The 24902-nt window shown below is 71.9% G+C and carries 19 protein-coding genes and 2 pseudogenes; 18 read left to right on the top strand and 3 right to left on the bottom strand.

The features are described from left to right. Window positions 1-31: 31 nt before the first annotated feature. A complete protein-coding gene (locus IEY17_RS06220; protein WP_229679886.1) occupies window positions 32-346 on the top strand; it encodes a WhiB family transcriptional regulator in 315 nt (104 codons plus the stop codon). A gap of 134 nt (window positions 347-480) precedes the next feature. After that, on the top strand, window positions 481-2487 hold the full coding sequence (locus tag IEY17_RS06215) for a hypothetical protein (protein ID WP_188986331.1): 2007 nt from the start codon (window positions 481-483) through the stop codon (window positions 2485-2487). A 109-nt stretch (window positions 2488-2596) separates the two neighbouring features. On the opposite strand, the gene IEY17_RS06210 is transcribed toward IEY17_RS06215, so the two are convergent. Beyond that, the gene (locus IEY17_RS06210; RefSeq protein WP_188986330.1) at window positions 2597-3070 is read right to left on the bottom strand and encodes a metallopeptidase family protein; all 474 of its coding nucleotides are present in this window, start codon (window positions 3068-3070) and stop codon (window positions 2597-2599) included. A 184-nt stretch (window positions 3071-3254) separates the two neighbouring features. On the opposite strand from IEY17_RS06210, the gene IEY17_RS06205 reads away from it, so the two are divergent. From IEY17_RS06205 to IEY17_RS06175, 7 genes are all read left to right on the top strand, one after another. Next, on the top strand, window positions 3255-3614 hold the full coding sequence (locus IEY17_RS06205) for a DUF3499 domain-containing protein (protein WP_188986329.1): 360 nt from the start codon (window positions 3255-3257) through the stop codon (window positions 3612-3614). A 107-nt stretch (window positions 3615-3721) separates the two neighbouring features. Beyond that, window positions 3722-5071 carry a phosphomannomutase/phosphoglucomutase gene (locus IEY17_RS06200; RefSeq protein WP_188986328.1) on the top strand — a complete coding sequence of 450 codons (1350 nt, stop codon included), beginning with the start codon at window positions 3722-3724 and terminating at the stop codon, window positions 5069-5071. A gap of 67 nt (window positions 5072-5138) precedes the next feature. Beyond that, on the top strand, window positions 5139-5354 hold the full coding sequence (locus IEY17_RS06195; protein WP_188986327.1) for a Trm112 family protein: 216 nt from the start codon (window positions 5139-5141) through the stop codon (window positions 5352-5354). Between the two features lie 6 nt (window positions 5355-5360). After that, window positions 5361-6440, top strand: coding sequence for an SIS domain-containing protein (locus IEY17_RS06190; RefSeq protein WP_188986326.1), 1080 nt, complete (start codon window positions 5361-5363; stop codon window positions 6438-6440). A gap of 103 nt (window positions 6441-6543) precedes the next feature. Further along, complete coding sequence (manA, locus tag IEY17_RS06185; RefSeq protein ID WP_188986325.1) at window positions 6544-7794, top strand: mannose-6-phosphate isomerase, class I; 1251 nt, start codon at window positions 6544-6546, stop codon at window positions 7792-7794. Window positions 7795-7973: 179 nt separating this feature from the next. Beyond that, window positions 7974-8900: a cation diffusion facilitator family transporter gene (locus IEY17_RS06180; RefSeq protein WP_188986324.1), complete on the top strand. Its 927-nt coding sequence runs from the start codon at window positions 7974-7976 to the stop codon at window positions 8898-8900. Window positions 8901-9137: 237 nt separating this feature from the next. Beyond that, window positions 9138-10667: an amino acid permease gene (locus tag IEY17_RS06175; protein WP_188986323.1), complete on the top strand. Its 1530-nt coding sequence runs from the start codon at window positions 9138-9140 to the stop codon at window positions 10665-10667. A gap of 257 nt (window positions 10668-10924) precedes the next feature. Here IEY17_RS06175 and IEY17_RS06170 read toward each other — a convergent pair whose 3' ends face one another. Continuing rightward, complete coding sequence (locus IEY17_RS06170; protein ID WP_188986322.1) at window positions 10925-13534, bottom strand: hypothetical protein; 2610 nt, start codon at window positions 13532-13534, stop codon at window positions 10925-10927. 223 nt (window positions 13535-13757) lie between these two features. Here IEY17_RS06170 and IEY17_RS06165 point away from each other — a divergent pair, with 223 nt between their 5' ends. The 8 genes and pseudogenes from IEY17_RS06165 to IEY17_RS26025 all read left to right on the top strand — a co-directional run. Continuing rightward, complete coding sequence (locus IEY17_RS06165) at window positions 13758-14402, top strand: dTMP kinase (RefSeq protein WP_188986321.1); 645 nt, start codon at window positions 13758-13760, stop codon at window positions 14400-14402. A gap of 201 nt (window positions 14403-14603) precedes the next feature. Next, window positions 14604-15281, top strand: a complete 678-nt coding sequence (gene mtrA / locus IEY17_RS06160; RefSeq protein ID WP_093160527.1) for an MtrAB system response regulator MtrA — start codon at window positions 14604-14606, stop codon at window positions 15279-15281. Window positions 15282-15440: 159 nt separating this feature from the next. Continuing rightward, the gene (gene mtrB / locus IEY17_RS06155) at window positions 15441-17183 is read left to right on the top strand and encodes an MtrAB system histidine kinase MtrB (protein ID WP_188986592.1); all 1743 of its coding nucleotides are present in this window, start codon (window positions 15441-15443) and stop codon (window positions 17181-17183) included. Then, window positions 17180-18901, top strand: a complete 1722-nt coding sequence (locus IEY17_RS06150; protein ID WP_229679885.1) for an LpqB family beta-propeller domain-containing protein — start codon at window positions 17180-17182, stop codon at window positions 18899-18901. The genes mtrB and IEY17_RS06150 overlap by 4 nt, the downstream gene beginning before the upstream one ends. Before the next feature lie 86 nt (window positions 18902-18987). Then, entirely contained in the window at window positions 18988-19743 is a 756-nt protein-coding gene (locus tag IEY17_RS06145) for a ComF family protein (protein ID WP_229679884.1), read from the top strand. A gap of 342 nt (window positions 19744-20085) precedes the next feature. Further along, a complete protein-coding gene (gene hpf / locus IEY17_RS06140; protein ID WP_188986320.1) occupies window positions 20086-20754 on the top strand; it encodes a ribosome hibernation-promoting factor, HPF/YfiA family in 669 nt (222 codons plus the stop codon). Between the two features lie 204 nt (window positions 20755-20958). Continuing rightward, window positions 20959-23503 (top strand): annotated as a pseudogene (gene secA / locus IEY17_RS06135) (preprotein translocase subunit SecA); the annotation flags it as partial. Between the two features lie 50 nt (window positions 23504-23553). Continuing rightward, a pseudogene (locus IEY17_RS26025) lies at window positions 23554-23808 on the top strand (hypothetical protein); the annotation flags it as partial. Here IEY17_RS26025 and IEY17_RS06130 read toward each other — a convergent pair. After that, window positions 23809-24165, bottom strand: coding sequence for an Rv3235 family protein (locus IEY17_RS06130; protein ID WP_188986318.1), 357 nt, complete (start codon window positions 24163-24165; stop codon window positions 23809-23811). It lies immediately after the preceding pseudogene. A gap of 99 nt (window positions 24166-24264) precedes the next feature. On the opposite strand from IEY17_RS06130, the gene IEY17_RS06125 reads away from it, so the two are divergent. Continuing rightward, a complete protein-coding gene (locus IEY17_RS06125) occupies window positions 24265-24690 on the top strand; it encodes an HAD-IA family hydrolase (protein ID WP_188986317.1) in 426 nt (141 codons plus the stop codon). Window positions 24691-24902: the final 212 nt, after the last annotated feature.

Here is a 24902-nt window from a genome sequence, read left to right as displayed (position 1 = left end):
CGGGAACGGGAGAAATCGGGGGAAACAAACGATGTGGGAACCAGGGGACAGCCGTCTCGCGGAGCGTGGGGACGCTTCCGTGGCGGAACTCGACGTGCTGGCCGAGCTGTTCGAGCTGGGCGACGACGAGCAGGAGTGGCAGGAGCGCGCGCTGTGCGCGCAGACCGACCCGGAGGCGTTCTTCCCGGAGAAGGGCGGCTCGACGCGGGAGGCGAAGCGGATCTGCGCCGGCTGCGAGGTGCGCTCGGAATGCCTGGAGTATGCGCTGCAGCACGACGAACGCTTCGGCATCTGGGGTGGACTGTCCGAACGGGAGCGTCGCAAGCTCAAGCGCCGCGCCGTGTGACGCACCTTCGCGTCCATTGGACGTCATGCCGCTGGGCCGAACGGCCGTCGACCGCGCATCCGGCAAGTTTTTCACTGCGGTCACGCCCGATTCAGGCGAGCATCCTTCCCCTTCTGGTGCACTAGCGTGCAGCGGTGAGTGGATCAGGTCCGGGGGAGGGCAGTGTGGTCGCGACCGCGCCGGTGCTGGCGGTGGTGGTGCGTCGGGGCGCCGCGGCGTGGTTGCCGAAAGTGCTGGCGCGACTGGGAGTGGGGCAGGCGACGACCTCCGCAGCCGGATTCGCACCGCGGCGCCGGGTGCTGCGGGTGCTGTCGGCCCCACCGGTGGTGCTCACCGCCGTCCTGATCTTGTTCGCACTGGTCAACGGCCTCATCGCGGGGCGGTTCGGGGCGGGCCTGCACGGCGGGCGGCTGCTGCCGGTGGCGGACCTGGAAACGACGTGGCACGACTACCTGGCCGCGTGGCACCCGGTCGGCGGCGGCACGGGTTCGCCCGCCTCGCCGTCGTTGCTGGTGCTCGCGGTGCTGGGTGCTGTCCTGGGTGGACCGTCCGCGGTGGCTGCCGGGCTGGTGCTGTTCGGCGCCCCGTTGGCCGGTGTCAGCGCGTACGCCGCGACACGCTCGCTGCCCGTTTCCCGGGTACGCCGCGCCGTGGCGGCCGGGGCGTACGCGCTGCTGCCCGCGGCTTCGGTGTCCGCCGGGCAGGGGCGGCTCGACGTGGTGGCCGCGCACATCCTGGTGCCGCCGCTGATCGCCGGGATCGGGGCCGTCGTCGCGCGGCCGGTGGGGCAGTGGTTGCCCACGGCGTGCCTGACGGCGCTCGGCCTGGCGGTGCTCGGGGCTTTCGCGCCGCTGGCGCACCTCGCGCTGATCGCGTTGGCGCTGGTCGCCTTCGTGGTGCTGCCCGATCGGGAGGCGCGCGGTCTCCGCCGGGTGGCCGGGCTGGCCGCGGTGGTGCTGCTGTCCGTGGCGTGCCTCCTGCCGTGGCCGGTGGTGTGGTTGCAGCACCCCGAGATCCTGCTCCACGGCCCGGGCGCCCGGGCCGTGGAGGAACCGGCGGGGGCGTGGGTGCTGGCGCTGAGTCCGGACGGGTCGCCGGCGAGCCTGGCCGGTGCGCTGTTCGTCGTCGCCGCGGTGCTCGCGGTCGTGCTGGGCCGCACCCGCCGGATGGTGCCCGGAGCGGTCGTCGCGGTGGCCGGCCTGGTGCTGGCGGTTCTGGTGGACGTGGTCGCGGCGGAACCCATCAGCGGCGGGGTGCGCACCACCGGCTGGACGGGCGGGCCCCTGGTGCTCGTCGCCGCGGGGTGCGCGTGGATCGCGGTGGAGACGCACCAGGCCAGGCTGCCCCGCTCCCTCGTGTCGGTGGGGGTGGTCGTGCTGGCCGCGGCGAGCGCGGTCGCGATGATCAGCGGCCCGCTGCGCACCGGCCGGGACGTCGCCACGGACCTGCCGGGCCCGCTGCTGGTGCTGGATCCCGGCCCGCAGCCCGCGCGGCTCGTCGACCGCACCGGTCCGCGGTTCGGCGACGACGACCTCGCCCCGGTCGGCACGGCCGTGCCCTGGCTGCGCCGCGTGGACGACGACCTGCAGGCCGCCGATCCGGCACGGGCGCGCGGGGCGCTGGCGGCGGCTGCCGCTCGGGGAGTGGCGTTCCTCGCCGTCCCCGACGCGTCGCGGCTGCCCGAACTCGCCGGTGACCTCGTCGCCGAGCACGGCAGGCTGCCCGACGGGCGGCGCGTCCTGCGGGTGCTGCTGCCGACCAGCCCGGTCGAGCTGCTCGGCCCCGACCTCGCGCGGCAGGCCCGCACCGAACCGGCACCGACCCCGCAGGCCCGGCCGCTCGTGGTGGCGGCCGACCTGCCGCAGGTCACCGTCCGGGTGTCCGAAGGCGGTGCCGGGCGGGCGCTGGTGCTGGGCGCGGAGAACGAACCCGGCTGGTACGCGCGGATCGACGGCCGTACGGTCCCGCTGGCCACCGCCTGGGGCCACCAGGTGGCGATCCCGCTGCCGGAGCATGCCGCCGAGGTGCGGGTCGGCTACACGGAGGTGCCGCGCACGGCGTTGCTCGCCGTGCAGGCCGGTGCGGTGCTCTTCACACTGGTCGCCGCGCTTCCGGGGCGCCGCCGCGCCGCGCCGGCGTGAGCGGTCGCCGGGGCCTGCGCCGCACGTCACCGCCGCCCGGGTGCCCCCGTCGGGTGGCCGCCGCCCGAACGCTCCCACCCGGCGGCGCTGGACGCGCTGGTGCGGGCGCTCACTGCCCCTCGATGACGTCCGGGTCCAGGCCCAGGTAGGCGGCGACCTGCTCGACCAGCACGTCGTGCAGCAGGTCCGCCATGTCCGTGCCGTCGCGGGCGCGCGCCTCCAGCGGCCGCCGATACAGCACGATGCGGGCGCGCGTGGGCAGGCCGCGCCGGTCGACGCCGGCCGGGACCAGCCGCGCGAGTGGCACGTTGGCGTCGACCACAACGTCGTCGTCCCACACCAGCTTGTCCGGTGTGGTGCTGCTGATCTCCGGCACCTCGTCGACCGCCACATCCAGCTGCGTCAGCTCCGCGTGCCAGCGCTGCTCGATCGGTTCGAGAGCCTCCAGAACCAGGGCGTCGAACCGCTGCGAGCGGCTACGCGACACCGGCACGGAGGATGGGTACAGCGGTCCACGCAGGCCGCGGCCGCGCCGGTCCCGCCGGAAGCGGCTTCGACGCCGAGATCCACGTGCGGTCACCACGGGCCGAGGGTACGCCCTCAGCACCCCCCGCCGGGACAAGCGTCGGGGGGATTTCACGGTGGCTCGCCGCACCGGTGGGTTCGCGATCAGCAGAACGGCCGGAACCAGGGGTTCCGGGGTCCCCGGGCACCGGTTTCCGCGTGCCTGCGGCGCGCGCCGGATCGGGGGCGCTATCGTGCTGTTCGTGCGGAGCGTGAGGCGGTGCTCGCGGACCGGGTGTACCAACCCGGCAGTCGCCACGCTCACTTATGCCTACGCGGACTCCACCGCGGTGGTCGGTCCCCTGGCCACGTACGCCGAACCACACAGCTACGACCTGTGTGAGGCGCACGCGCTGCGGCTGACCGTGCCCAAGGGCTGGGAGGTCGTGCGCCACGAAGGTGAGTTCACGCCGCCGCGACCGTCCGACGACGACCTGACGGCGCTCGCCGAGGCGGTCCGGGAGGCCGGTCGACCGGACCGGCCGGTCGAGCCGCCGAACTTCGGACCGGGCGGCAGCCGCCGCGGGCACCTGCGGGCGTTGCCCGATCCGATCGACGATTGAACACATCGTGACGAACAGCTCCTCCGCGTCCCAGCGGACGCCACCACGACGTCGATCGCCGGTAGGCTTCTGACCACGTCGTGGGGACGCGATTTGGGAGGGTGCACGTGCGGGACCTGTCGGGGATCGTCAAGGCGTACGACATCCGCGGGGTGGTCGGGGAAGGGCTCGACGTCGACGTGGCGCGGGAGATCGGCGCCGCGTTCACCCGGTTGGTCGGGGGTCCGGCCGTGGTTGTCGGGCACGACATGCGGGAGTCCTCGCCCGGGTTGGCCGCCGCGTTCGCCGAAGGCGTCACCGGCCAGGGCGTCGATGTGATCAACATCGGGCTGGCCAGCACGGACATGCTGTACTTCGCGTCCGGGCGGCTCGACCTGCCCGGCGCGATGTTCACCGCCAGCCACAACCCGGCCCGCTACAACGGCATCAAGCTCTGCCGCGCCGGAGCGGCGCCCGTCGGCCAGGACAGCGGCCTGTCGGAGATCCAGGAGCTGGTCGCGCACGGGGTGCCGGAGTTCCTGGGCGCGAAGGGCACCGCCACCCAGCGGGAGATGGTCGCCGAGTACTCCGCCTTCCTGCGTGAACTCGTCGACCTGCGCGGCATCCGTCCGCTGAAGGTCGTCGTCGACGCGGGCAACGGGATGGGCGGGCACACCGTGCCCACCGTGTTCGCGGACCTGCCGATCGAGCTGGTCCCGATGTACTTCGAGCTGGACGGCACGTTCCCCAACCACGAGGCGAACCCGCTGGACCCGGCGAACCTGGTGGACCTGCAGGCCAAGGTCCGCGAGATGGGCGCGGACGCCGGGCTCGCGTTCGACGGCGACGCCGACCGCTGCTTCGTGGTCGACGAGCGGGCCGAACCGGTCTCGCCGAGCGCGATCACCGCGCTGGTCGCCGTGCGCGAGCTGGCCAAGGAGCCCGGTGCGACGATCATCCACAACCTCATCACCTCCAGAGCGGTGCCCGAGATCGTCGCCGAGCACGGCGGCAAGCCGGTGCGCACCCGCGTCGGCCACTCGTTCATCAAGCAGACGATGGCCGAGACCGGGGCGATCTTCGGCGGCGAGCACTCGGCGCACTACTACTTCCGTGACTTCTGGCGTGCCGACTCCGGCATGCTGGCCGCGCTGCACGTGCTGGCCGCGCTCGGCGGGCAGGACAGGCCCCTGTCGCACCTGATGGCCGACTACTCGCGCTACGTCGCCTCCGGCGAGATCAACTCGACCGTCGACGACCAGCGGGAGCGGATGCGGGCCGTCGCCGAGGCTTTCGGCCACCGCAACGGCGCTCGTGTCGACGAGCTCGACGGGCTTACCGTGGAGCTGGGGGACGGTTCCTGGTTCAACCTGCGCCCGTCCAACACCGAACCGCTGCTCCGGCTCAACGTGGAGGCGAGGGACACTGAGGCCATGGCCGCGCTGCGGGACGAGGTGCTCGCGGTCGTCCGCGGGTGAAGTGCCGGCGCCGCCGCGACGGCCGAGTGCGTATCCGCCGGGTCGGTGCGCGAGTTTGGGAGGAAAAGTGGCCGTTGACCTGCAATCCGAGTTGCTGGAGATCCTGGCTTGCCCGTGCCCGCAGCACGCGCCGCTGCGCCCGGGGCTGGGCGACGACGCGCAGGCCGACTACCTGACCTGCACCTCCTGCGGCCGCGCCTTCCCGGTGCGGGACGGAATTCCGGTGCTGCTGCTGGACGAGGCCGTGGGGGGACCGGACCCCGGCACGGCCGGGGAGGGGTGAGGCACCGTGCTGGACGACAGCCTGTTCGACGACCCGGCCCGGTTGGCCGACGTGGACACCGGCGGGCTGTTGCGCGCCGCCGCGCTGGCCGGGGCGCAGGTCCGCGCCGCGGTGGAGACCGCGGCCGAGGTGGGGCTGGCTGACCTCGCCGACGGCCGGCCGCGCGCGCTGGTGCTGCTGGCCCGCCCGGGTGTGGGCCCGGCCGTGTGTCGACTGTTGGCCGCGCTGGCCGGGCCGCGCTGCCCGGTCCCGGTGGTGATCTCCGACGTCGTGCCCGCGTGGATCGGTGCGCTGGACGTGGTGTTCGCGCACACCGACGACGTCGGTGACGCGGTGCTGGCCGAGTCGGTGTCGGTGGCCTGCCGCCGCGGCGCGACGGTCGTGCTCGCGGTCCCGGCGGACGGGCCGGTCGCGGCGGCCGGCGCGGGGCGCGCCAGGGTGCTGCCGCCGCGCATCCCGGTGCCGCCGGCGCTGTCGTTCGCGCACGCCCTGACGGTCGGACTGTGCACGCTCAAGGCCCTCGGCCTGCTGGACTTCGACGCCGACCAGCTCGCCGACGAGATGGACAAGGAAGCCGAACGCGCCCACCCGGGGCACGAGTCGCTGACCAACCCCGCGAAGTCGCTGGCGCTGCGGTTGGCTGACCGCGCCCCGCTGTTGTGGGGCATCGACCCGGTGTCCACGGCGGTGGCGCTGCACGGCGCGTTCGCCCTCGGCTGCCACGCCGGGGTGGCCTGCGACGTCGCCGACTACTCGCAGGCGGTCACCGAGTGGGCGCTGCACCGGGCCGCCGCGGCGGTGGGTACGGAGTCGGACATCTTCGCCGACCCCGAGGACACCCCCGGGGCGCCGATGCGCGTGTTCCTGGTCACCACCCGGCACGACGAACGGGGCGAGCTCCACGAACGGGCCGCGGCGCGCGATCTGCCCGGAGCAGACATCGTCGCGCCCGGCGACTCGGTGCGCGCCGACGCGGTGTTGCGCTCCGCGGCACTGGCCACCCGGTTCGACCTGGCCGCCGTCTACCTGGGGTTGGCCACCGGGACGGTGAACGGCCCCGGCTGGCCCGCGCTGGCGGTGCACTGAGGGAAAGTTCCGGGAATACTCCCGATGCCGCCCACGGGGCAGGTGCGCTGTGCTGTGCTGGGCGTCGGACGAGCAGGCGCAACACGAGGAAGCGAGAACGACTGTGGAGCTACTGCGGAACGCGGTGCGCCCCTACGCGTGGGGCTCGCGTACCGCTATCGCTGATCTGCTCGGCCGCCCCGTCCCCACCCCGCACCCCGAGGCAGAGCTGTGGATGGGCGCGCATCCCGGGGACCCGTCCCGGGTAGTGCGGTCGGACGGCGAGGAGGTGTCGCTGCTGTCGTTGCTCGACGCCGATCCCGCGCACCACCTGGGCGATGCGTGTGTTCGCCGCTGGGGCAGCCGGTTGCCGTTCCTGATGAAGGTGCTCGCCGCCGACGAGCCGCTGAGCCTGCAGGCGCACCCGTCGGCGGAGCAGGCCGCGGAGGGCTTCGCGCGGGAGGAGGCGGCGGGCATCGCCCGCAACGCCCCGAACCGCAACTACCCGGACCCGACGGCGAAACCGGAGCTGATCTGCGCGCTGACCGAGTTCCACGCGCTGGCCGGTTTCCGCGAGGCGCAGCGCACCGTGCGCCTGTTGGACGAGCTGGCGGTGCCCAGTCTGCGCGCGCACCGTGAACTGCTGGCCGCGCAACCGGACGCCGCCGGGTTGCGCGCGCTGTTCACGACGTGGATCACGTTGCCCGAGCACTACCTGCGCGAGATCCTGCCGGAACTGCTGGAGGCGTGCGTCGAGCACGTGCGCGGGCACGGCGAGTTCTCCCTGGAGTGCCGGACGGTGCTGGAGCTCGGCGAGACCTATCCGCACGACGCGGGGGTGCTGGCCAGCCTGCTGCTGAACCGGCTGGTGCTCCAGCCCGGCGAGGCGATCTTCCTGCCGGCCGGGAACCTGCACGCCTACCTGCACGGCACCGGCATCGAGATCCTGGCGAACTCCGACAACATCCTGCGCTGCGGATTGACCCCGAAGCACGTGGACGTGCCCGAGCTGCTGCGGGTGCTGGACTTCGCCTGCGGGGACATGCGGGTGCTCAAAGGGGAGTCGCTGGACGCGAACCTGACCGCCTACCGCACCCCGGCCGACGAGTTCGAACTGTCCAGATTGGACTGGACGCCGGCCGAGTCCGGCACCGTCCACCTCGACTCGCCCGGGCCACAGATCCTGTTGTGCACCAAGGGAAGCGTCCGGTTGGTCAGCCGCCACCAGGGCAACGGCTCACTGCCCCGCGAACTGCTGCTGCCGCGCGGCCAGTCGGTGTGGCTGGCCGCCTCCGACCCGGCCGTGTCGGTGCAGCCGGTGGAACTCGAGGACGGCACCGCCCAGGTGTTCCGGGCCGCCGCGGGTGTGTTCTGACCCGGTGATGACACGAGGTCGGCGGCCGCGCGGCGGGCGGGCCGTCCCGCACCGCTGCCTTCCGACGCGAGTACTCCGTTCCGCCCTTCGGGCCACGCTGGCGTCGCGCAGCGGGTAGATTCCTCGGCGACGTCGAGCCGGGCACCGCCCGGACCCCACACGCAATCGGGAGAGACATCGTGTCAGCAGGAGGCGGGACCAAGGCGATCCTTGCCGCACTGGCCGCCAACGCGGGCATCGCCGTGGCGAAGTTCGGGGGGTTTCTGTTCACCGGGTCCTCGTCGATGCTCGCCGAGGCGGTGCACTCGGTGGCCGACACCTCCAACCAGGGGCTGCTGCTGCTCGGCAAGAAGACCTCGCAGCGCAAGCCCACCGAGGAGCACCCGTTCGGCTACGGCAGAGACCGCTACTTCTACTCGTTCGTGGTGGCGTTGCTGCTGTTCACCCTCGGTTCGGTGTTCGCGGTGTACGAGGGCGTGCACAAGATCCAGCACGCCGAGCCGCTGGAGTCGGCGTGGGTGGCGGTGGTGATCCTGCTGATCGCCACCGGGCTGGAGACGTTCAGCTTCGTCACCGCGATCAGGGAGTCCCGGACGCTCAAGGGCCCGCTGACGTGGTGGCAGTTCATCCGGCAGGCCAAGACACCCGAGCTGCCCGTGGTGCTGCTGGAGGACCTGGGGGCCCTGATCGGCCTGGTGCTGGCGCTCGGCGGTGTCGGGCTCACGGTGCTGACCGGCAACCCCGTGTTCGACGGGATCGGCACCGTCTGCATCGGCCTGCTGCTCGGCGCGATCGCCGTGGTGCTGATCGTGGAGACCAAGAGCCTGCTGATCGGCGAGGGCGCGAACCGCGAGGTGCTCGACGAGATCATCGCCGAGCTGGGGGCGTCGGAGCGGGTGGAGAAGGTCATCCACATCCGCACCCAGTACCTGGGGCCGGACGAGCTGCTGGTGGCCGCCAAGATCGGTCTCGTGTCGTCGCTGTCGGTACCGGAGGTGGCCGCCGAGATCGACGCCGCCGAGGCACGGATCAGGGACAAGGTGCCCGCGGCGCGGCTGATCTACCTGGAACCGGACCTGGACCGCAGCCGCGCGGCGGCCTCCTGAGCCACCGGTTCGCATCACGAGGCGTTAACGAATTGTGTGGCGAACTCAAGTCCGCGAGTTCCGGACGAGGCATTGCCGCGCTAGAGTCCGCGCGGAGTGGAGGTGGAGGCGCTGACGATCGGTGTCGTTCGCGACGCGGACAGTCAGCGTTCGCGGGCTACCCGCACGCTACGCAAGCCATTCCGCGCACTCTCCTAGGGTGTGACCCACCATTTGGGATCAATGAGGGAGGCGACAGTGCCAGGCTCTGGGCTGTGGCGAACCAAGTCGGTCGAGCAATCCATCTTGGATACCGACGAGCCGGATACCAAACTACGAAAGAATCTCGGCACCTGGGACCTGATCGTCTTCGGGGTGTCGGTGGTGATCGGTGCCGGCATCTTCACGCTCGCCGCACGCACCGCGGGTGACGTCTCGGGCCCGTCGGTGTCGCTGGCGTTCGTGCTCGCCGCGATCGCGTGCGGCCTGGCCGCGTTGTGCTACGCCGAGTTTGCCTCCACCGTGCCCGTCGCGGGCAGCGCGTACACCTACTCGTACGCGACGTTCGGCGAGTTCATCGCCTGGATCATCGGCTGGGACCTGATCCTGGAGTTCGCCGTCGCCGCGGCCGCCGTCGGCAAGGGCTGGTCGGTGTACCTGGAGCAGGTGCTCGAGCTGATCGGCGTGCAGGTGAAGACGGTGCTGCCACTGGGCCCGTTGCAGTTCGACTGGGGAGCGGTGCTGCTGGTGGTGGTGCTGAGCACGCTGCTGGCGCTGGGCACGAAGCTGTCCGCGCGGGTCAGCCTGGTGATCACGCTGATCAAGGTGGCCGTGGTGCTGCTGGTCATCGTGGTGGGCCTGGCCTACGTCAACGCCTCGAACTACTCGCCGTTCATCCCGCCGGCGCAGCCGGCCACCGAGGACAGCCCGAAGATCGAGCAGTCGCTGCTGTCGCTGATCCTCGGCGGTGAGACCAGCACCTACGGCGTGTTCGGTCTGCTGGCCGCGGCGTCGCTGGTGTTCTTCGCGTTCATCGGCTTCGACATCGTCGCCACCACCGCGGAGGAGACCCGCAACCCACAGCGGGACGCCCCGCGCGGCATCCTGGGCAGCCTGGCGATCGTCACGGTGCTCTACGTCGCGGTCGCGCTGGTGGTCACCGGCATGGTGCCCTACACCGACCTGGCCACCCAGGAGGACGGCACCCGCTCGACGCTGGCCACCGCGTTCGCGCAGCACGGCGTCACGTGGGCGGCGGCGATCATCGCGGTGGGCGCGCTCGCCGGTCTCACCACGGTCGTCATGGTGCTGCTGCTGGGCCAGACCCGCGTGCTGTTCGCGATGTCCCGCGACGGCCTGGTGCCGCGCGGCCTCGCCAGGACCGATCCGAAGCACGGCACCCCGGTGCGGGCGACGGTGCTGGTCGGCGCGGTCGTGGTCGTGGCGGCGGGCTTCTTCCCGGCGGACAAGCTGGAGGAGATGGTCAACGTCGGCACGCTGTTCGCGTTCGTGCTCGTGTCGCTCGGCGTGATCGTGCTCCGCAGGACCCGGCCCGACCTGCCGCGCGGCTTCCGCGCGCCGCTGGTGCCGGTGGTGCCGATTCTGGCGCTTCTGGCCTGCCTGTGGCTGATGCTGAACCTGACCGCGCTGACCTGGGTGCGGTTCGTGGTCTGGATGGTTGCGGGCGTGGTCATCTACTTCCTGTACGGCCGCCGGCACTCGCGCCTGGGCCAGGCGCAGGCGGCGGAGGTCGAGTCGGGTGGCGAGGTGCCCCGCGGCGCCGACTGATCGCTGATGACGTTCACCAGGCGGCGTCGTCCCAATCGGGGCGACGCCGTCCGTTTTTCCCGCCGAAATATGCCGGAAGGTGAGCCCCCAGGCCCGGGTGAGCCCCCAATCTCAGGCGAACCTGGGAAGCCCCAGGCGTCAACCCGTGCGTTCGGTCAAGATTTTTCCGTTCCCTGTATTGCCGGTAAAAATTCTTCGCTTGCCTCTTCGTGTCCGCGAGGGTGGGTGAGGCAACCCCGCCCGCCGCGTGTCGGGGGTCAGTGCTCGGAGGCGCGCAGCGCCATGGCGCGCTCCCACGGTGCCGTCCGCCCGCGGGGTTCGGTGATCTCCGGCAACACCGACGGCTCCGAGCGGGGCTTCGCGCCCTGCTGACGCGGTGCGCTGCGCTCCCGCTCCGCGGGCTTGGCCCGCGCCGGTTCCGGTTCCGGCTCCGCCGGCTGCTGGGCCAGCTCCTCGATGCTCTCGGTCAGCGAACCGCCGTCCCCGCCCTGCGCGTGCAGGTGCGGGGTGGGCGGCGCGCTCGGCACCCGGTGGGCGGTCGACGGGAGCCCGGCGCCGCGCACCGGCGTCTCCAGGCCCGCGGCCATGGCCACCGCGCGGTCCCACTCCGGGTCGCCGCTGTAGTCGGTGTGCGCGAGCACGCCCGGAACCCAGCGGCGGCAGGAGAACGGCCCGCGCTGCGGGTCGGGCAGCCAGTGGTCGCTGCCGAGCACGAGGGCCCCGGTGGGGCCGCGGGTGGCGGCGGGCAGCGGTCCCTCGGTGCCGTCCGCGCGGAAGCCGACGCCGATCAGCATCCCGCCGTAAACCTGCCGGTTCCACGTCGACACCGCGCCGCCGAGCGGATCGGTGCCCCGGCACAGCGAGCGCCAGCGGCCGCCCAGCGCCCCGGCGAGATCGCGCAGCGCGGCGTGCGGCACCACGCCGGGGAACGCCCGCGGGTAGGCCCACTGCAGCTGCGAGCCCGCGGTCACCAGGCCGACCCGCTCGCGATCGGCTTCCGGCAGCGACTCCAGCAGGCGGGCGGTGGCGACGGCGGCGAGCAGGCTGCCCTGGCTGTGCCCGACCAGCACGACCCGGGTGTTCGGGTCGGTGAGGTGCTCGGCGGCCCGGTCGGCCAGCTCCGGAATGACCTTGAGCGCGTAGCACGGCGGCACCACCGGGTGCGCCTCGCGCGGCCAGAACAGCGCGAGGTCGCACAGGACGCCGAGGTAGCGCGCGTTGTCGCGCCGGGTGGCCGCCAGGTGCACCATCCGCAGCAACCCGACGGCCAGCGTCGCCAGCGCGGCGACGCCGACGCCGACCAGCCAGGGCGCCCCCGTCCAGGCGGGCATCCCGGCCACCCGCGCGACCAGCGTGATCGCGGTGCTGACCGTCAGCACCCCGGCGATCACCAGCAGCACGTAATGCGCGTAGCGGCGCTGCAGGTCCGCCCACTTCCAGGCGTTGGCCGCGGCGTGCTGGTCCTGCTTGCGCCCGGCGTGCAGCAGGGCGACCTCGTCGGGGATGTCGTCGTTGTCGTGGCGCTCGTCGCGCCAGCGCCGCACCAGCACCCACGGGACGGCGACCGCCGCGGCGATGACCATGAGCACCGCGGTGGCGCCCCAGAAGACCGTCACGTCGTCGTAGGCGGTGGGCAGCCGCAGCTCGACCGGGGTGTTGAGCGCCTCGCGCACGCTCAGCGCGAGACCCGCGCCGAACCCGCTGCCGAGCATGCACGCCAGCATCAGCACCGGTGCGCTCATCCAGCCACCGGCCCAGGGGCGCAGCGGGCGCGGGCACGACTTCCAGCCCGGCCTGGCGAGCAGCGCGGCGGGCACGAGCAGCACGGCCACCGCCACGCAGGTGATCACCATCGCGCCGGTGATCGCGTCGATCGTGCTGCCGGAGCCGGGCAGCGGACCGGCCAGCGGTCCGGGCAGCAGCGCCACGGACGCCAGCAGCACGGACGCCGCGGTCATCAGCACGCGCCGGGGCGCGCGGCCGAGCATGGTGCGCAGCATTCGTTCCCGGCCGTCGAGCCGCATCCCGGCCGGGTCGTCGAGTGCCACGGTGCCGGCCAGCGCAATGGCGAGCAGCCCGGCGGCCACCAGCCACCGCGGGTCGAGCGAGACGGCGAACGGACCGCCGAGCACCAGGATGGCCGCAGTGGACAGTGCCGCGGTGACGTGCAGCGCGCGCAGCGCCGGGGTGTCCGGATCGGACACCACGTTCGCGCCGGGCAGCATCGGGGCGCGCGCCGAGTGCCGCGGTTCGTCGGTCTTCGGCGCCGACACCTGCCAGGACACAGTGGACAGCCGGTGCATCAGCAGCACGACCAGCGCGATCGGCAGCAGCGCGATCGTCGCCCGCACCAGGTCGAGACCGCGCAGCGCCTCGGGGACGAAGTCCATGCACGGCGTGCCGGGCTGCAGGCACTGCGCGGCGACCAGGTCGAGGCTCACCACGGTCAGCTGCGCGACGAACAGCATCGTCAGCAGCAGCGCGGCAAGCCGCAGCAGCCCGCGCAGGACCGCGGACAGGGCGCGGCTGACCGGGTTGCTCATGCTCGCCGGTGGCAGCATCCAGTGCGCCATGTTGGCCAGCGCGAACGGGAACAGCAGCGCCCAGGTTGCCTTCGCCGGCCCACCCGAGGTCATGTTGCCCCAGACGTAGCCCTCCACGATCCGCGGCACCGAGCGGTCCCCGGCCGACAACATCGGCCCGGGCACCGGTCTGCGTAGCCGGTCGGCCGGTCGCACGATGCGCCCGACGCCGTCCCCGGCGACGTCCACCGAGGCCACCGCGTCCGTCAGTTCGTCGCCGGTGGTGCCGAGGATGCCGTGCACCCGCAGCTCGACCACGCGGGTGTCGGGCCCGGGTACCTGCACTGGAGCCTCCTGGGTGGGTCATTGATCATCGACGCCGGTGGTCGATTCTCCACCGGCGATCGACATCTGGCGAGCGCTACCGGTCCGATTGTGATCGCCCGCGCTACGCCGCGTCATGGGTTCGGTGCGAAACGTTGGCGGGCAGTCGGGCTCGAATGCCCCGGAAGCCGAGTGGGGAGCCTCCTCAGCCGGCCCCCGGAGCTGCTCGGCTAACGTCGTCGGCGTGGGACGGCTCATCGTCATCGAAGGACTGGACGGCGCCGGCAAGCGGACGCTCGCCGACGGGCTCGCCGCCGAGCTCGCCACCCGCGGCTGCTCCGTGGCCCGCGCGGCCTTCCCGCGCTACGCCGAGGACATCCACGCCGAACTCGTCGCCGAGGCGCTGCGCGGTCGGCACGGCGACCTCGGCGCCTCGGTGCACGGCATGGCCGTGCTCTACGCGCTCGACCGCCGCGGCGCGGCGGACACGCTGCGCGCCGACCTGGCCGGGCACGACGTGGTGCTCCTCGACCGCTACGTCGCCTCCAACGCCGCCTACGGCGCCGCCCGGCTCCACCAGGACGCCCGCGGCGACTTCGTCACCTGGATCCACGACCTGGAGGTGACGCGCTTCGCGCTGCCGCGGCCGGACCTGCAGATCCTGCTGCGGGTGCCGACCGAGGTGGCGGCCAGTCGCGCCGCGCACCGGGAACGGACCGAAGTGGACCGGCAGCGCGACAACTTCGAGTCGGACGTCCCGCTGCAGCAGCGCTGCGCCGAGGTGTACGCGCAGCTGGCCGACCTGGGCTGGTGGTCGCCGTGGATCGTGGTGGACGGTGTCGGCCAGGTCGACTTCGCGGCGCTCGTGGACGACCACGTACTGCGCTAGCCGTTCCCGACTGCGACCGCGCGGACACGCGCCGAAACAGTCCGATGTGTCCGCTGCCGCGGTTCGGCGCGAGCAGGAATGCACATCGCTGCTCCATTCGGCGGTACCGGGTGTGCCGAACCGGTCTTTGCGGCGCGACCTGCGGCGACGATCAGCGGGTGGATGCACGGCAGCGGAGTGACAAGTGCAACCATGGTGGTCATGAAGGCACGCGTGCTCGTGGTGGACGATGACCCGGCCCTGGCCGAGATGCTGACCATCGTGCTCAGAGGAGAGGGATTCGAGACCGCTGTCGTCAGCGACGGCACCAAGGCGCTGCCTGCCCTGCGGGAACTCAAACCCGACCTCGTCCTGCTCGACCTGATGCTGCCCGGGATGAACGGCATCGACGTCTGCAAGGCGATCCGCACCGAGTCCGTCGTGCCGATCGTGATGCTGACCGCCAAGAGCGACACCGTGGACGTGGTGCTCGGCCTGGAGTCCGGCGCCGACGACTACGTGGTCAAGCCGTTCAAGCCGAAGGAGCTGGTGGCCCGGCTGCGCGCCCGGCTGCGCCGCACCGACGCCGAACCCGCCGAGGTGCTCACCATCGGCGACGTGACCATCGACGTGCCCGGCCACGAGGTCACCCGCGACGGCCAGCCGATCGCGCTCACCCCGCTGGAGTTCGACCTGCTGGTGGCGCTGGCCCGCAAGCCGCGCCAGGTGTTCACCCGCGAAGTCCTGCTCGAGCAGGTGTGGGGCTACCGGCATGCCGCCGACACCCGGCTGGTCAACGTCCACGTGCAGCGGCTGCGCTCCAAGGTCGAGCGCGACCCGGAGCGCCCCGAGGTGGTGCTCACCGTCCGCGGCGTCGGCTACAAGGCGGGCCCGCCGTGATCCGGAACCGACCCGTGCGGCCGGTGGGCCGCGGGCCGTCCCCCGATGAGCCCCGGCCGGTGAGCGCGCGGACCGGTGCGTGCCCGGATCCGCGCTTCTGACACAGTTGCTGGTCGGGTCGTGGTTGTGGAGGGGCCCCGGGGGACGGTTGCCGTGAGCATGTGGACACGTCGCGGCCGCGCGGTGCGGCTGCTGGTCGCTCGTGTCCGTGAGGAGCTGCGCAGCCGGTGGCGCCGCTTCGAAACGCTGTGGCGGCGCTCGATGCAGCTGCGGGTCGTGGTCAGCACGCTCGCGCTGTCGACGGCCGTGGTGTGCGCGCTGGGCATGGTGCTGCAGTGGCAGATCACCGACCAGCTGCTGGCCGCCAAGGAGAACGCGGCGATCGCGCAGGTCGAGTACAGCCAACCGATCCTGGAGCGCGAGCTGACCGCGGTCGACCCCAACGCCGACAACGTCTCCGAACAGCTGCAGGCCGCGCTGAACCGGCTCACCACCACCTCCTCCGGCCAGTCCACCACCGAAACGGTGGCCGGGGCCTTCGAACCGGTGCTGGTCGATGGTCACGCCCCGGGTGACAGGCGGCTGCAACCGGCGGCGGGCCCCATCGAGGAGGTGCCGCAGGACCTGCGGCAGTCCGTGGAACGCGGCCTGCTCACCACCAAGATCACCACGGTGCAGAACGAGAACGGCCGCGTCACCATGCTCGCCGTCGGCACCCCCGTGAGCACCGCGACCCGGCCGCTGCAGGTCTACCTGCTGTTCCCGCTGACCGCCGAACAGCGCACCCTCGCCGTCGTCCAGCAGACCCTGCTGCTCGGCGGCGCCGTCCTGCTGGTGCTGCTGGGCGCCATCACGAACCTGGTCACCAGGCAGGTCGTCCGGCCGGTGCGGCAGGCCGCGCAGATCGCCGAACAGCTCGCCCAGGGCGACCTGGACAAGCGGATGCGCGTCATCGGCGAGGACGACGTGGCCCGCCTGGCCGAGTCGTTCAACGAGATGGCCGACAGCCTCAAGCAGCAGATCACGCAGCTGGAGGAGTTCGGGCAGCTGCAGCGCCGGTTCACCTCGGACGTCTCGCACGAACTGCGCACCCCGCTGACCACCGTGCGGATGGCCGCCGACGTGCTGCACGCCTCCCGCGAGCAGTTCCCGCCCGGCCTGTCCCGCTCCACCGAACTGCTGGTCGACGAACTGGACCGCTTCGAACTGCTGCTGGCCGACCTGCTGGAGATCTCCCGCCTTGACGCCGGCGTCGCCGACCTGGCCGCCGAACCGCTGGACCTCACCGAGATCGTGGCGCGCACCATCGAGTCGCTGCGCGCCATCGCCGACAGCAGCGGCGTGGAACTGCGGACCCTCCTGCCCGGCGCGGAGACCGACCTGAACATCGTCGCCGACGCGCGCCGCGTCGAGCGGATCATGCGCAACCTGGTGGCCAACGCGATCGACCACGCCGAAGGCGGGCCGGTGGAGATCCGGTTCGGCGGCAACGACAAGGCCGTCGCGGTCACCGTCCGCGACTACGGCGTCGGCCTGCGCGCCGGCGAGGCGGAGCTGGTGTTCACCCGCTTCTGGCGCGCCGACCCGTCCCGAAACCGGCGCACCGGCGGCACCGGGCTGGGCCTGTCGATCAGCCTGGAGGACGCCCGGCTGCACGGCGGCACCCTGGACGCCTGGGGCGAACCCGGGGAGGGCGCGTGCTTCCGGCTCACCCTGCCCCGGCACCCCGGTGGGGAATTCGACACCAGCCCGCTGCCGCTGGCGAGCACCCGCCGCATCGCCGCGCCGGAAGCGCTGCTGGCCGCCCCCGTCGACCCGCCGCAGGAAGGCGAGCCGGCCGAACCGGAGATCCGCGACCGCGGACCGGCCCGGCTGTCCGAGCAGACCTGGGAGGACGCGTGATCAGACCCGCCCGGCTCGTGGCGTCCCTGGTGGTTGCGCTGCTGGTGGTGTCGGCCTGCGCGTCGATCCCCGAGAGCTCGGTCCCCAAGGCCGTCAAGAACGTCGGAGAGATCAACCCGAGCACCCCGATCAGCCCGCCGCCCGTCGGCACCGACCCGCTCGCCCTGGTGCGCAGCTTCGTCGACTCGGCGGCCGCGCCCGAGAACAACCACGAGTCGGCGCGGCTGCACCTGGCCCCGGCGGTGGGCCGCGACTGGTCCCCGGCGCCGAGCATGCTCATCGTCGACAACGTCGACACCATCCCCGCCCCGCAGCAGGTGGCGCTGCCGGACGGCGTGCAGGTGGTGACGCTGCAGGCCGACAAGGTGGGCCGGCTGCTGCCGGACGCGTCCTTCGTGCCGGAGAGCGGCGAGTACCAGGCGCAGGTGCGGGTGGAGCGGCAGGCCGACGGGGCGTGGCGTATCGCCACCCCGCCGCCGGAACTGGTCGTCAGCCGCGGCTCCTTCGACCGCGTGTACCGCGCGGTCCCGATCTACTTCCTGGACCATGACGCCACCGGCGTGGTCCCCGACCTGCGCTACGTGGTGGCGCAACCGGCGAGCACCCTGCCCAGGCGGGTCATCGACCTGCTCACCGCCGGTCCCTCGGAAGGTTCGGGCTCGGCGATGCGCACCGCCATCCCTGCCGGCGTGCACCCCAAGACCAACACCAGCGAGGCCGCCGGTGACGGCGCGCTGGAGGTCAACCTCACCGAGCTCGGCGACGTCTCCCGCGAGACCCGCCGCCTGATCGCCGCCCAGGTGGTGTTCTCCCTGCAGAGCGTCAGCACCGCCCGGGTGCGGCTCAAGGAGGAGGGCATGCCGCTGCTGCCGGAGGCGCAGGACCTGCGGCCCACCGACCTGGCAAGCTACGAGACCGACAACGCGCCCCGCGCCGACCTGCCGGGGCTCGCCGTCGTCGACGAGCGCCTGGTGAGCCTCGACCGCAACGCGCTGCCGGTCCCCGGTCCGGCCGGGTCCGGTGAGTACGACGTGGTCCGCGCCGGGCAGTCGCCCGACGGCAGCCAGATCGCGGCCGTCACCCGCCGCCCCGGCGGCGTGGTGCTGCGCGTCGGCCGCTACGGTGGGCAGCTGGCGGAACTGCCCGTGGTGGGCGTCGACATGACCAAACCGACCTGGCGCGGCCGGGACGAGGTGTGGACCGCGGTGGACGGCCGCGAGGTGTACCGGGCACTGGTCAGCGGCAACAGCTGGTCGGCCCAACGGGTCGACGCCCGGGAGCTGACCGCGGGCAGCCCCGTCACCGACCTGCGGCTGTCACGGGACGGCACCCGGATCGCGGCCGTCGTCGGCGGCCAGGTGGTGGTGGCCGCGGTGTCCGACCAGGACGGCCGGGTCGCGGTGCGGCATCCGACCATCCTGCCCAGCCCACACGACGTGCGGATCACCGGTGTCGAGTGGTTGCGCAACGACACGCTGGTGGCCATCACCGACAGCAACGCCACACCGGTCTACGAGCTGTCCGTCGACGGTTACCGGTGGAAGCAGTACACGGCGGCGAACCTCGGCCAGCCGCTGCGGGCCGTCACGGTCGCCCCGGGCGGCCGGGTGGTCGTCGCCGACCACAGCGGGCTGTGGGAGTCCCGCGACACCGACGACGTCTGGGCCCTGCTCCAGGTGCCCATCGGCGGCAACTCCCTCCCGTTCTTCCCTGGCTAGGGAGTTCGGCGGCGCGCGCCGACGAGGAGGACGATGGCCCGACACGCTCCGGTGAGTCGCAACGTGAATCCGGCCATGCTGGACCGATGCACTGGCTTGCCGAAGGGCTCTCTGGACTCGTCGACCTGCTGCTCCCGCTGCACTGCGCGGGCTGTCGTCGCGCGGGCACGGCCTGGTGCGCGGACTGCGCGCGCGAACTGGGCGGCCTGCACCGGGTGGCACGGCCACTGCTGGGACCGCAACCGCCGGTCTACGCGCTGGGCCGGTACCGCGGTGCCGCGCGTCGCGCCGTGCTGGCCTACAAGGAAGCCGGCCAGCGGCACCTCGCCGCCCCGCTCGCCGAGCACCTGGTGACCGGGCTGCGCGTGATCACCGCCCTGCACGGGTTCGACCGCTCGTGGTGGCTGGTGCCCGCGCCGTCCCGCGCGATCGCCGCCCGGCGCCGCGGCGGCGCGCACATGACCCGCATCGCGCACCGCGCGGCGGCCGCGCTCACGGCGTCGGGTTGGCCGACCGCGGTGGCGGACTGCCTCGTGACCGCGTCCACCGCGGCCGACCAGGCCGGGCTCGACACCGTCGAACGGGTCGCCAACCTGTCTGGTCGGGTGCTCGCCCGGACCGGTCGGTTTCCGCCCCGCGGCGCGCAGATCGTGCTCGTCGACGACGTCATCACCACCGCGGCGACGGCCGCGAGCAGCCTGGCGGTGCTGGCGGCAGTGGGTTCGGGCGCCGCGGCGGTGCTCAGCCTGACGGCGACGGCCGACTGCGACGAACGGGTGGACCCCGACGCCCCGAACGGGCGCGGGAACTCGTGTCCGCCACCACACGTTCCCGGGGGGTGAGCAGGCAGGAACCGGTGCCGTGCCGACCTCGCGCAGCGACCGCCCCGTACGCCCGAACGGGTGAAAAACCGATCGGTGGTGGCAACGCGAACGCGGTGTTCAGCACACGTCGCCTGCTTCCTTCGGTGGCACCAATCACTCTCAGTGGCTGCTTGACTTCGCCCGACTCGGGGGGTGTCACAACTCGGTAAAGCAAGCTAACGTGCCACTCAATCCAGCCAACCCCGGCCCGGAGGGAGGAGCGAAACCCATGTCCCTGGCGCCGGAACCGAGCTGATCGCCGTTCCCGGCGCATCCCGTGCACACCTCTACTACGGAGCACGCAAGGAACGGAGGTCGTGAATGGACATCGTCGTCAAGGGTCGCAACGTCGAGGTTCCCGAACACTACCGGAACCACGTCACCACGAAGCTGACCCGGCTCGAGCGGTACAACAGGAAGGCCATCCGGGCCGACGTGGAGCTGTTCCACGAGCCGAACCCGCGCCAGGCCAAGAACTGCCAGCGAGTTGAGATCACCCTCGTGGGCAAGGGCTCGCCGGTCCGCGCAGAGGCATGCGCAGGCGACTTCTACGCCGCACTCGATGCCGCCACGACCAAGCTGGAGAACCGCCTCCGGCGTCTGCACGACCGTAGAAAGGTGCACTACGGCCAGCACAACCCGACTTCCGTCGCGGAAGCGACCGCAGCAATGGCCAGCCGCCCCGTGGCGATGGGTGGAGCCGTCGGCGAGACCCGGACCGCGCTACTGGAAGCACCGGCTGACGAGCACGCCGCCGAGGTGCCCGAACAGCGGATGGCCGAGGACAACGGCTACTACGAGCCCGGCCGCATCGTCCGCGAGAAGGAACACCCGGCCAAACCGATGACCGTGGACCAGGCCCTCTACGAGATGGAACTGGTCGGGCACGACTTCTACCTGTTCGCCGACGCCGACACAGGTAAGCCGAGCGTGGTCTACCGCAGGAAGGGATTCGACTACGGAGTGATCAGGTTGACCGAGCCCCGGTAGGACGAATGAATCCGGCTGGGCGAGTCTGCGCCACAGCCAGCCTCAGCGGTTGTCCCCCGCGTACCGTGGTTCGCGGGGGACAGTCGTGTGCGGGGTCGCCCGGACGGACCGGCCCGGCGGACGCGTCGTCCCGACCAGCTCTAATACCATGGCCACAAAGCGTCCGTGACGGACGCGTCACGATCAGCTAGTGAGGTCGACCGGATGGTCCTGTCCCGACTGCTCCGCGCCGGCGAGGGCAAGATGCTCAAGCGTCTGCGCAACATCGCAGCGCACATCAACGAGCTCGAACCAGACGTCGTCGGGCTGTCCGACGCCGAGCTGCGGGGCAGGACCGACGAGTTCAAGCGCCGCCACGCCGACGGCGAATCGCTCGACGACCTGCTCCCGGAGGCATTCGCCGTGGCCCGCGAAGGTGCCAAGCGCACCCTCGGCCAGCGCCACTTCGACGTGCAGCTGATGGGCGGCGCCGCGCTGCACCTCGGCAACATCGCCGAGATGAAGACCGGTGAGGGCAAGACCCTCACCTGCGTGCTGCCCGCCTACCTCAACGCGATCACCGGCAAGGGTGTGCACGTCGTCACCGTCAACGACTACCTGGCCCGCCGCGACGCCGAGTGGATGGGCCGTGTGCACCGCTTCCTCGGCTTGGAGGTCGGCGCCATCCTCGCTGACATGACCCCGGAGCAGCGCCGCAGGGCCTACGCCGCGGACATCACCTACGGCACCAACAACGAGTTCGGCTTCGACTACCTGCGCGACAACATGGCGTGGAGCCTGGCCGACTGCGTGCAGCGCGGGCACCACTTCGCCATCGTCGACGAGGTCGACTCCATCCTCATCGACGAGGCCCGGACCCCGCTGATCATCTCCGGCCCGGCCGACCAGTCCTCCCGCTGGTACCAGGAGTTCGCCCGGCTCGCGCCGATGCTCCAGCGCGACGTGCACTACGAGGTCGACGAGCGCAAGCGCACTATCGGCGTCACCGAGGAGGGCGTCGCCCTCATCGAGGACCAGCTCGGCATCGACAACCTCTACGAGGCGGCCAACACCCCGCTGGTCGGCTACCTCAACAACGCGCTGAAGGCCAAGGAGCTCTACAAGCGCGACAAGGACTACATCGTCCGCGACGGCGAGGTGCTGATCGTCGACGAGTTCACCGGCCGCATCCTCGCCGGACGCCGTTACAACGAGGGCATGCACCAGGCCATCGAGGCCAAGGAAGGCGTCGAGATCAAGGCCGAGAACCAGACGCTGGCCACCATCACGCTGCAGAACTACTTCCGCCTCTACCACAAGCTGGCCGGCATGACCGGTACCGCCGAGACCGAGGCGGCCGAGTTCCACACCACCTACAAGCTCGGCGTGGTGCCGATCCCGACCAACGAGCCGATGGCCCGCGTCGACCAGCCCGACCTGGTGTACAAGACCGAACCGGCGAAGTTCGAGGCGGTCGCCGACGACATCGAGGAGCGCTACCGCACCGGCCAGCCGGTGCTGGTCGGCACCACCAGCGTGGAGCGCTCCGAGTACCTGTCCAAGCTGCTCACCAAGCGGGGTATCCCGCACAACGTCCTCAACGCCAAGAACCACCAGCGCGAGGCCGCGATCATCGCCGAGGCCGGGCGCAAGGGCGCGGTCACGGTGGCCACCAACATGGCCGGCCGCGGGACCGACATCGTGCTTGGCGGCAACATCGACTACCTCGCCGACGCCGAGCTGCGCCGCCGCGGCCTGGACCCGGTGGAGAACCGCGAGGAGTACGAGGCCGAGTGGCCCGCGGTGGTCGAGAAGATCAAGGCCCAGGTGGAGGCCGAAGCCGAGGAGGTCCGTGCGCTCGGCGGCCTGTACGTGCTCGGCACCGAGCGCCACGAGTCCCGCCGCATCGACAACCAGCTGCGCGGCCGCTCCGGCCGCCAGGGCGACCCCGGCGAGTCCCGCTTCTACCTGTCGCTGGGCGACGAGCTCATGCGGCGGTTCAACGCGGCCATGGTCGAGACCGTGATGACGCGGCTCAGGGTGCCCGACGACGTGCCGATCGAGCACAAGATGGTCAGCCGCGCGATCCGCAGCGCGCAGACCCAGGTCGAGCAGCAGAACATGGAGATCCGCAAGAACGTCCTCAAGTACGACGAGGTCATGAACCAGCAGCGGACCGTCATCTACAACGAGCGCCGCCGCGTGCTGGAGGGCGAGGACCTGCACGAGCAGGTCATGCACATGCTCAGTGACGTGGTGACCGCCTACGTCGACGCGGAGACCGCCGAGGGCTACGCCGAGGACTGGGACTTCGAGAAGCTCTGGACCGCGCTCAAGACGCTGTACCCGGTGTCGATCAGCTGGGAGCAGCTCGTCGAGGACGAGGAGGACCTGACCAGGGAGCGCCTGCTGGAGGTGATCCTGGAGGACGCCCGCGCGGCCTACGCCCGGCGGGAGGCCGAGGTCGACGCCAAGGTCGGCAAGGGTGCGATGCGGGAGCTGGAGCGCCGCGTGGTGCTCAGCGTCCTGGACCGCAAGTGGCGCGAACACCTCTACGAGATGGACTACCTCAAGGAGGGCATCGGCCTGCGGGCGATGGCGCAGCGTGACCCGCTGATCGAGTACCGCCGCGAGGGCTTCGACATGTTCGGGGCGATGCTCGAGGCGTTGAAGGAGGAGTCGGTCGGCTTCCTGTTCAACGTCCAGGTGGAGGCCGCCGAGCCGCAGCCCGCGCCGGAGGAGCCGTCCGTTCCGGTGTCGGTCAGCCAGGTCAGCACCGGCACGCCGGACGTGCCGCAGACGCCGCAGCCAAAGCGCCGCAGGCCCGCATCGGCCGGCCCCGCGTTGAGCCAGCTCGCCGCGGCACCTGGCGCCGCCGGCGACCAGGTTCCGAGCGCGCTGCGCGGCAGGGGCCTGGACGCGCCGCGCCAGCAGGGGCTCAACTACTCGGGGCCGACCGAGACCGGCGACGTGCAGACCACCAGCGACCCCGCGGGCCCGGCGGCCCGCAGTGGTAGTCGGCGCGAGCGCCGTGCGGCCGCTCGCGCCGAGGCGAAGAAGCAGCGCAGGCGCTGATCAGACCGGGGACAGCCGGGTGCAGATCCAGCGCCCGCAGTCCTGCTCCAGCCGCAACACAAGGGCCCGGACCCGGTCCTGCGTCCCGATGATCACGCAGGCTTCCACCGCGTAGTCGGTGACCGGACACGCGTGCACGGATCGCAGCCGGAAGTCCGGGCCCTGTGCTGTCCACGCCCGTGCGGACAGCAGTTTCCCGGCCACCGCTGCGGTGACGTGGTCGCGCACCCGGTGTACCGGGGCGCGGCCGGCCACAACGGGGAAGAGCTCCTCGGCGAGCGCGGTGGCGATGGCTACCGCGCTGCACTCCTCGGGGCGGTGGGCGACGGGTGTTTCGACGGACAGGACTGCGGTCATGGCACCTCCGGATTTCTCCCAGCTGTACTGAGGAACTCGGTGCCGGATTCCGGTCACGTTCCGCCCCGGAAACGCCGGATCGTGTGAGACCGTGCAGCGGTGGAGCTCAAGGGACTGCTGCTCGACTACGCCGGAGTGCTGGACGATCCGGGCCACGCGTCGACGGGCGTGCCACCGCTGCTCGAGGTGGCCCGCCACGTCCGCCGGAGCGGGATCGGCATCGCGGTGGTGTCCAACGCCGCCAGATTGCCCGACCCGGCGGTCGCGGACGTGTTCGACGCCGTCGTGCTCTCCGGTGCGGTGGGGGTCGCCAAGCCGGACCGTGAGATCTACGTGCTGGCCGCTCGCCGGTTGGGGCTGCACGCGCGGCAGTGCGTCTTCGTGGACGACCTCCACCACAATGTGGCCGGAGCGGTGGACGCGGGAATGGTCGGCGTGCACCATCGGGACGTCGATTCGACGGTCACCGAGCTGGCGGTTCTCTTCGGCCTCGAACTGCCCCCTGACCTGGCGCTTTGTCGTTGAAGGGGGGTGCTTTCAGGGGGTGTTTCGGGGGTGTGTAGATTATTCCCCGTCAGCGCGACGCGGGCCGGGAAATCCGGGCCGGGGCTGACGGCGGGGTCGCGAACCAAGCTCCCACGGGTGAGTGGTAGAGTGGGCGAGCCCGAAAAATGACAGCACTTTGATGAAGTTAATATCGCTTGCGTGCGTTGAAAACCGGTGACTTGATGGTTTTC

Origin of the sequence: Saccharopolyspora thermophila (genome assembly GCF_014646075.1) — a bacterium.
Lineage (GTDB): Bacteria > Actinomycetota > Actinomycetes > Mycobacteriales > Pseudonocardiaceae > Saccharopolyspora > Saccharopolyspora thermophila.
The sequence above is the reverse complement of the archived record's forward strand: the minus strand, read 5'-3'. Positions and strand labels throughout refer to the sequence as shown.

Coding starts and splice junctions, on each gene's coding strand:
- IEY17_RS06220 (WP_229679886.1), top strand. CDS start 32: ATGTGGGAACCAGGGGACAGCCGTCTCGCGGAGCGTGGGGACGCTTCC.
- mtrA (WP_093160527.1), top strand. CDS start 14,604: ATGAAGGCACGCGTGCTCGTGGTGGACGATGACCCGGCCCTGGCCGAG.
- mtrB (WP_188986592.1), top strand. CDS start 15,441: ATGTGGACACGTCGCGGCCGCGCGGTGCGGCTGCTGGTCGCTCGTGTC.
- IEY17_RS06145 (WP_229679884.1), top strand. CDS start 18,988: ATGCACTGGCTTGCCGAAGGGCTCTCTGGACTCGTCGACCTGCTGCTC.
- hpf (WP_188986320.1), top strand. CDS start 20,086: ATGGACATCGTCGTCAAGGGTCGCAACGTCGAGGTTCCCGAACACTAC.
- IEY17_RS06130 (WP_188986318.1), bottom strand. CDS start 24,165: ATGACCGCAGTCCTGTCCGTCGAAACACCCGTCGCCCACCGCCCCGAG.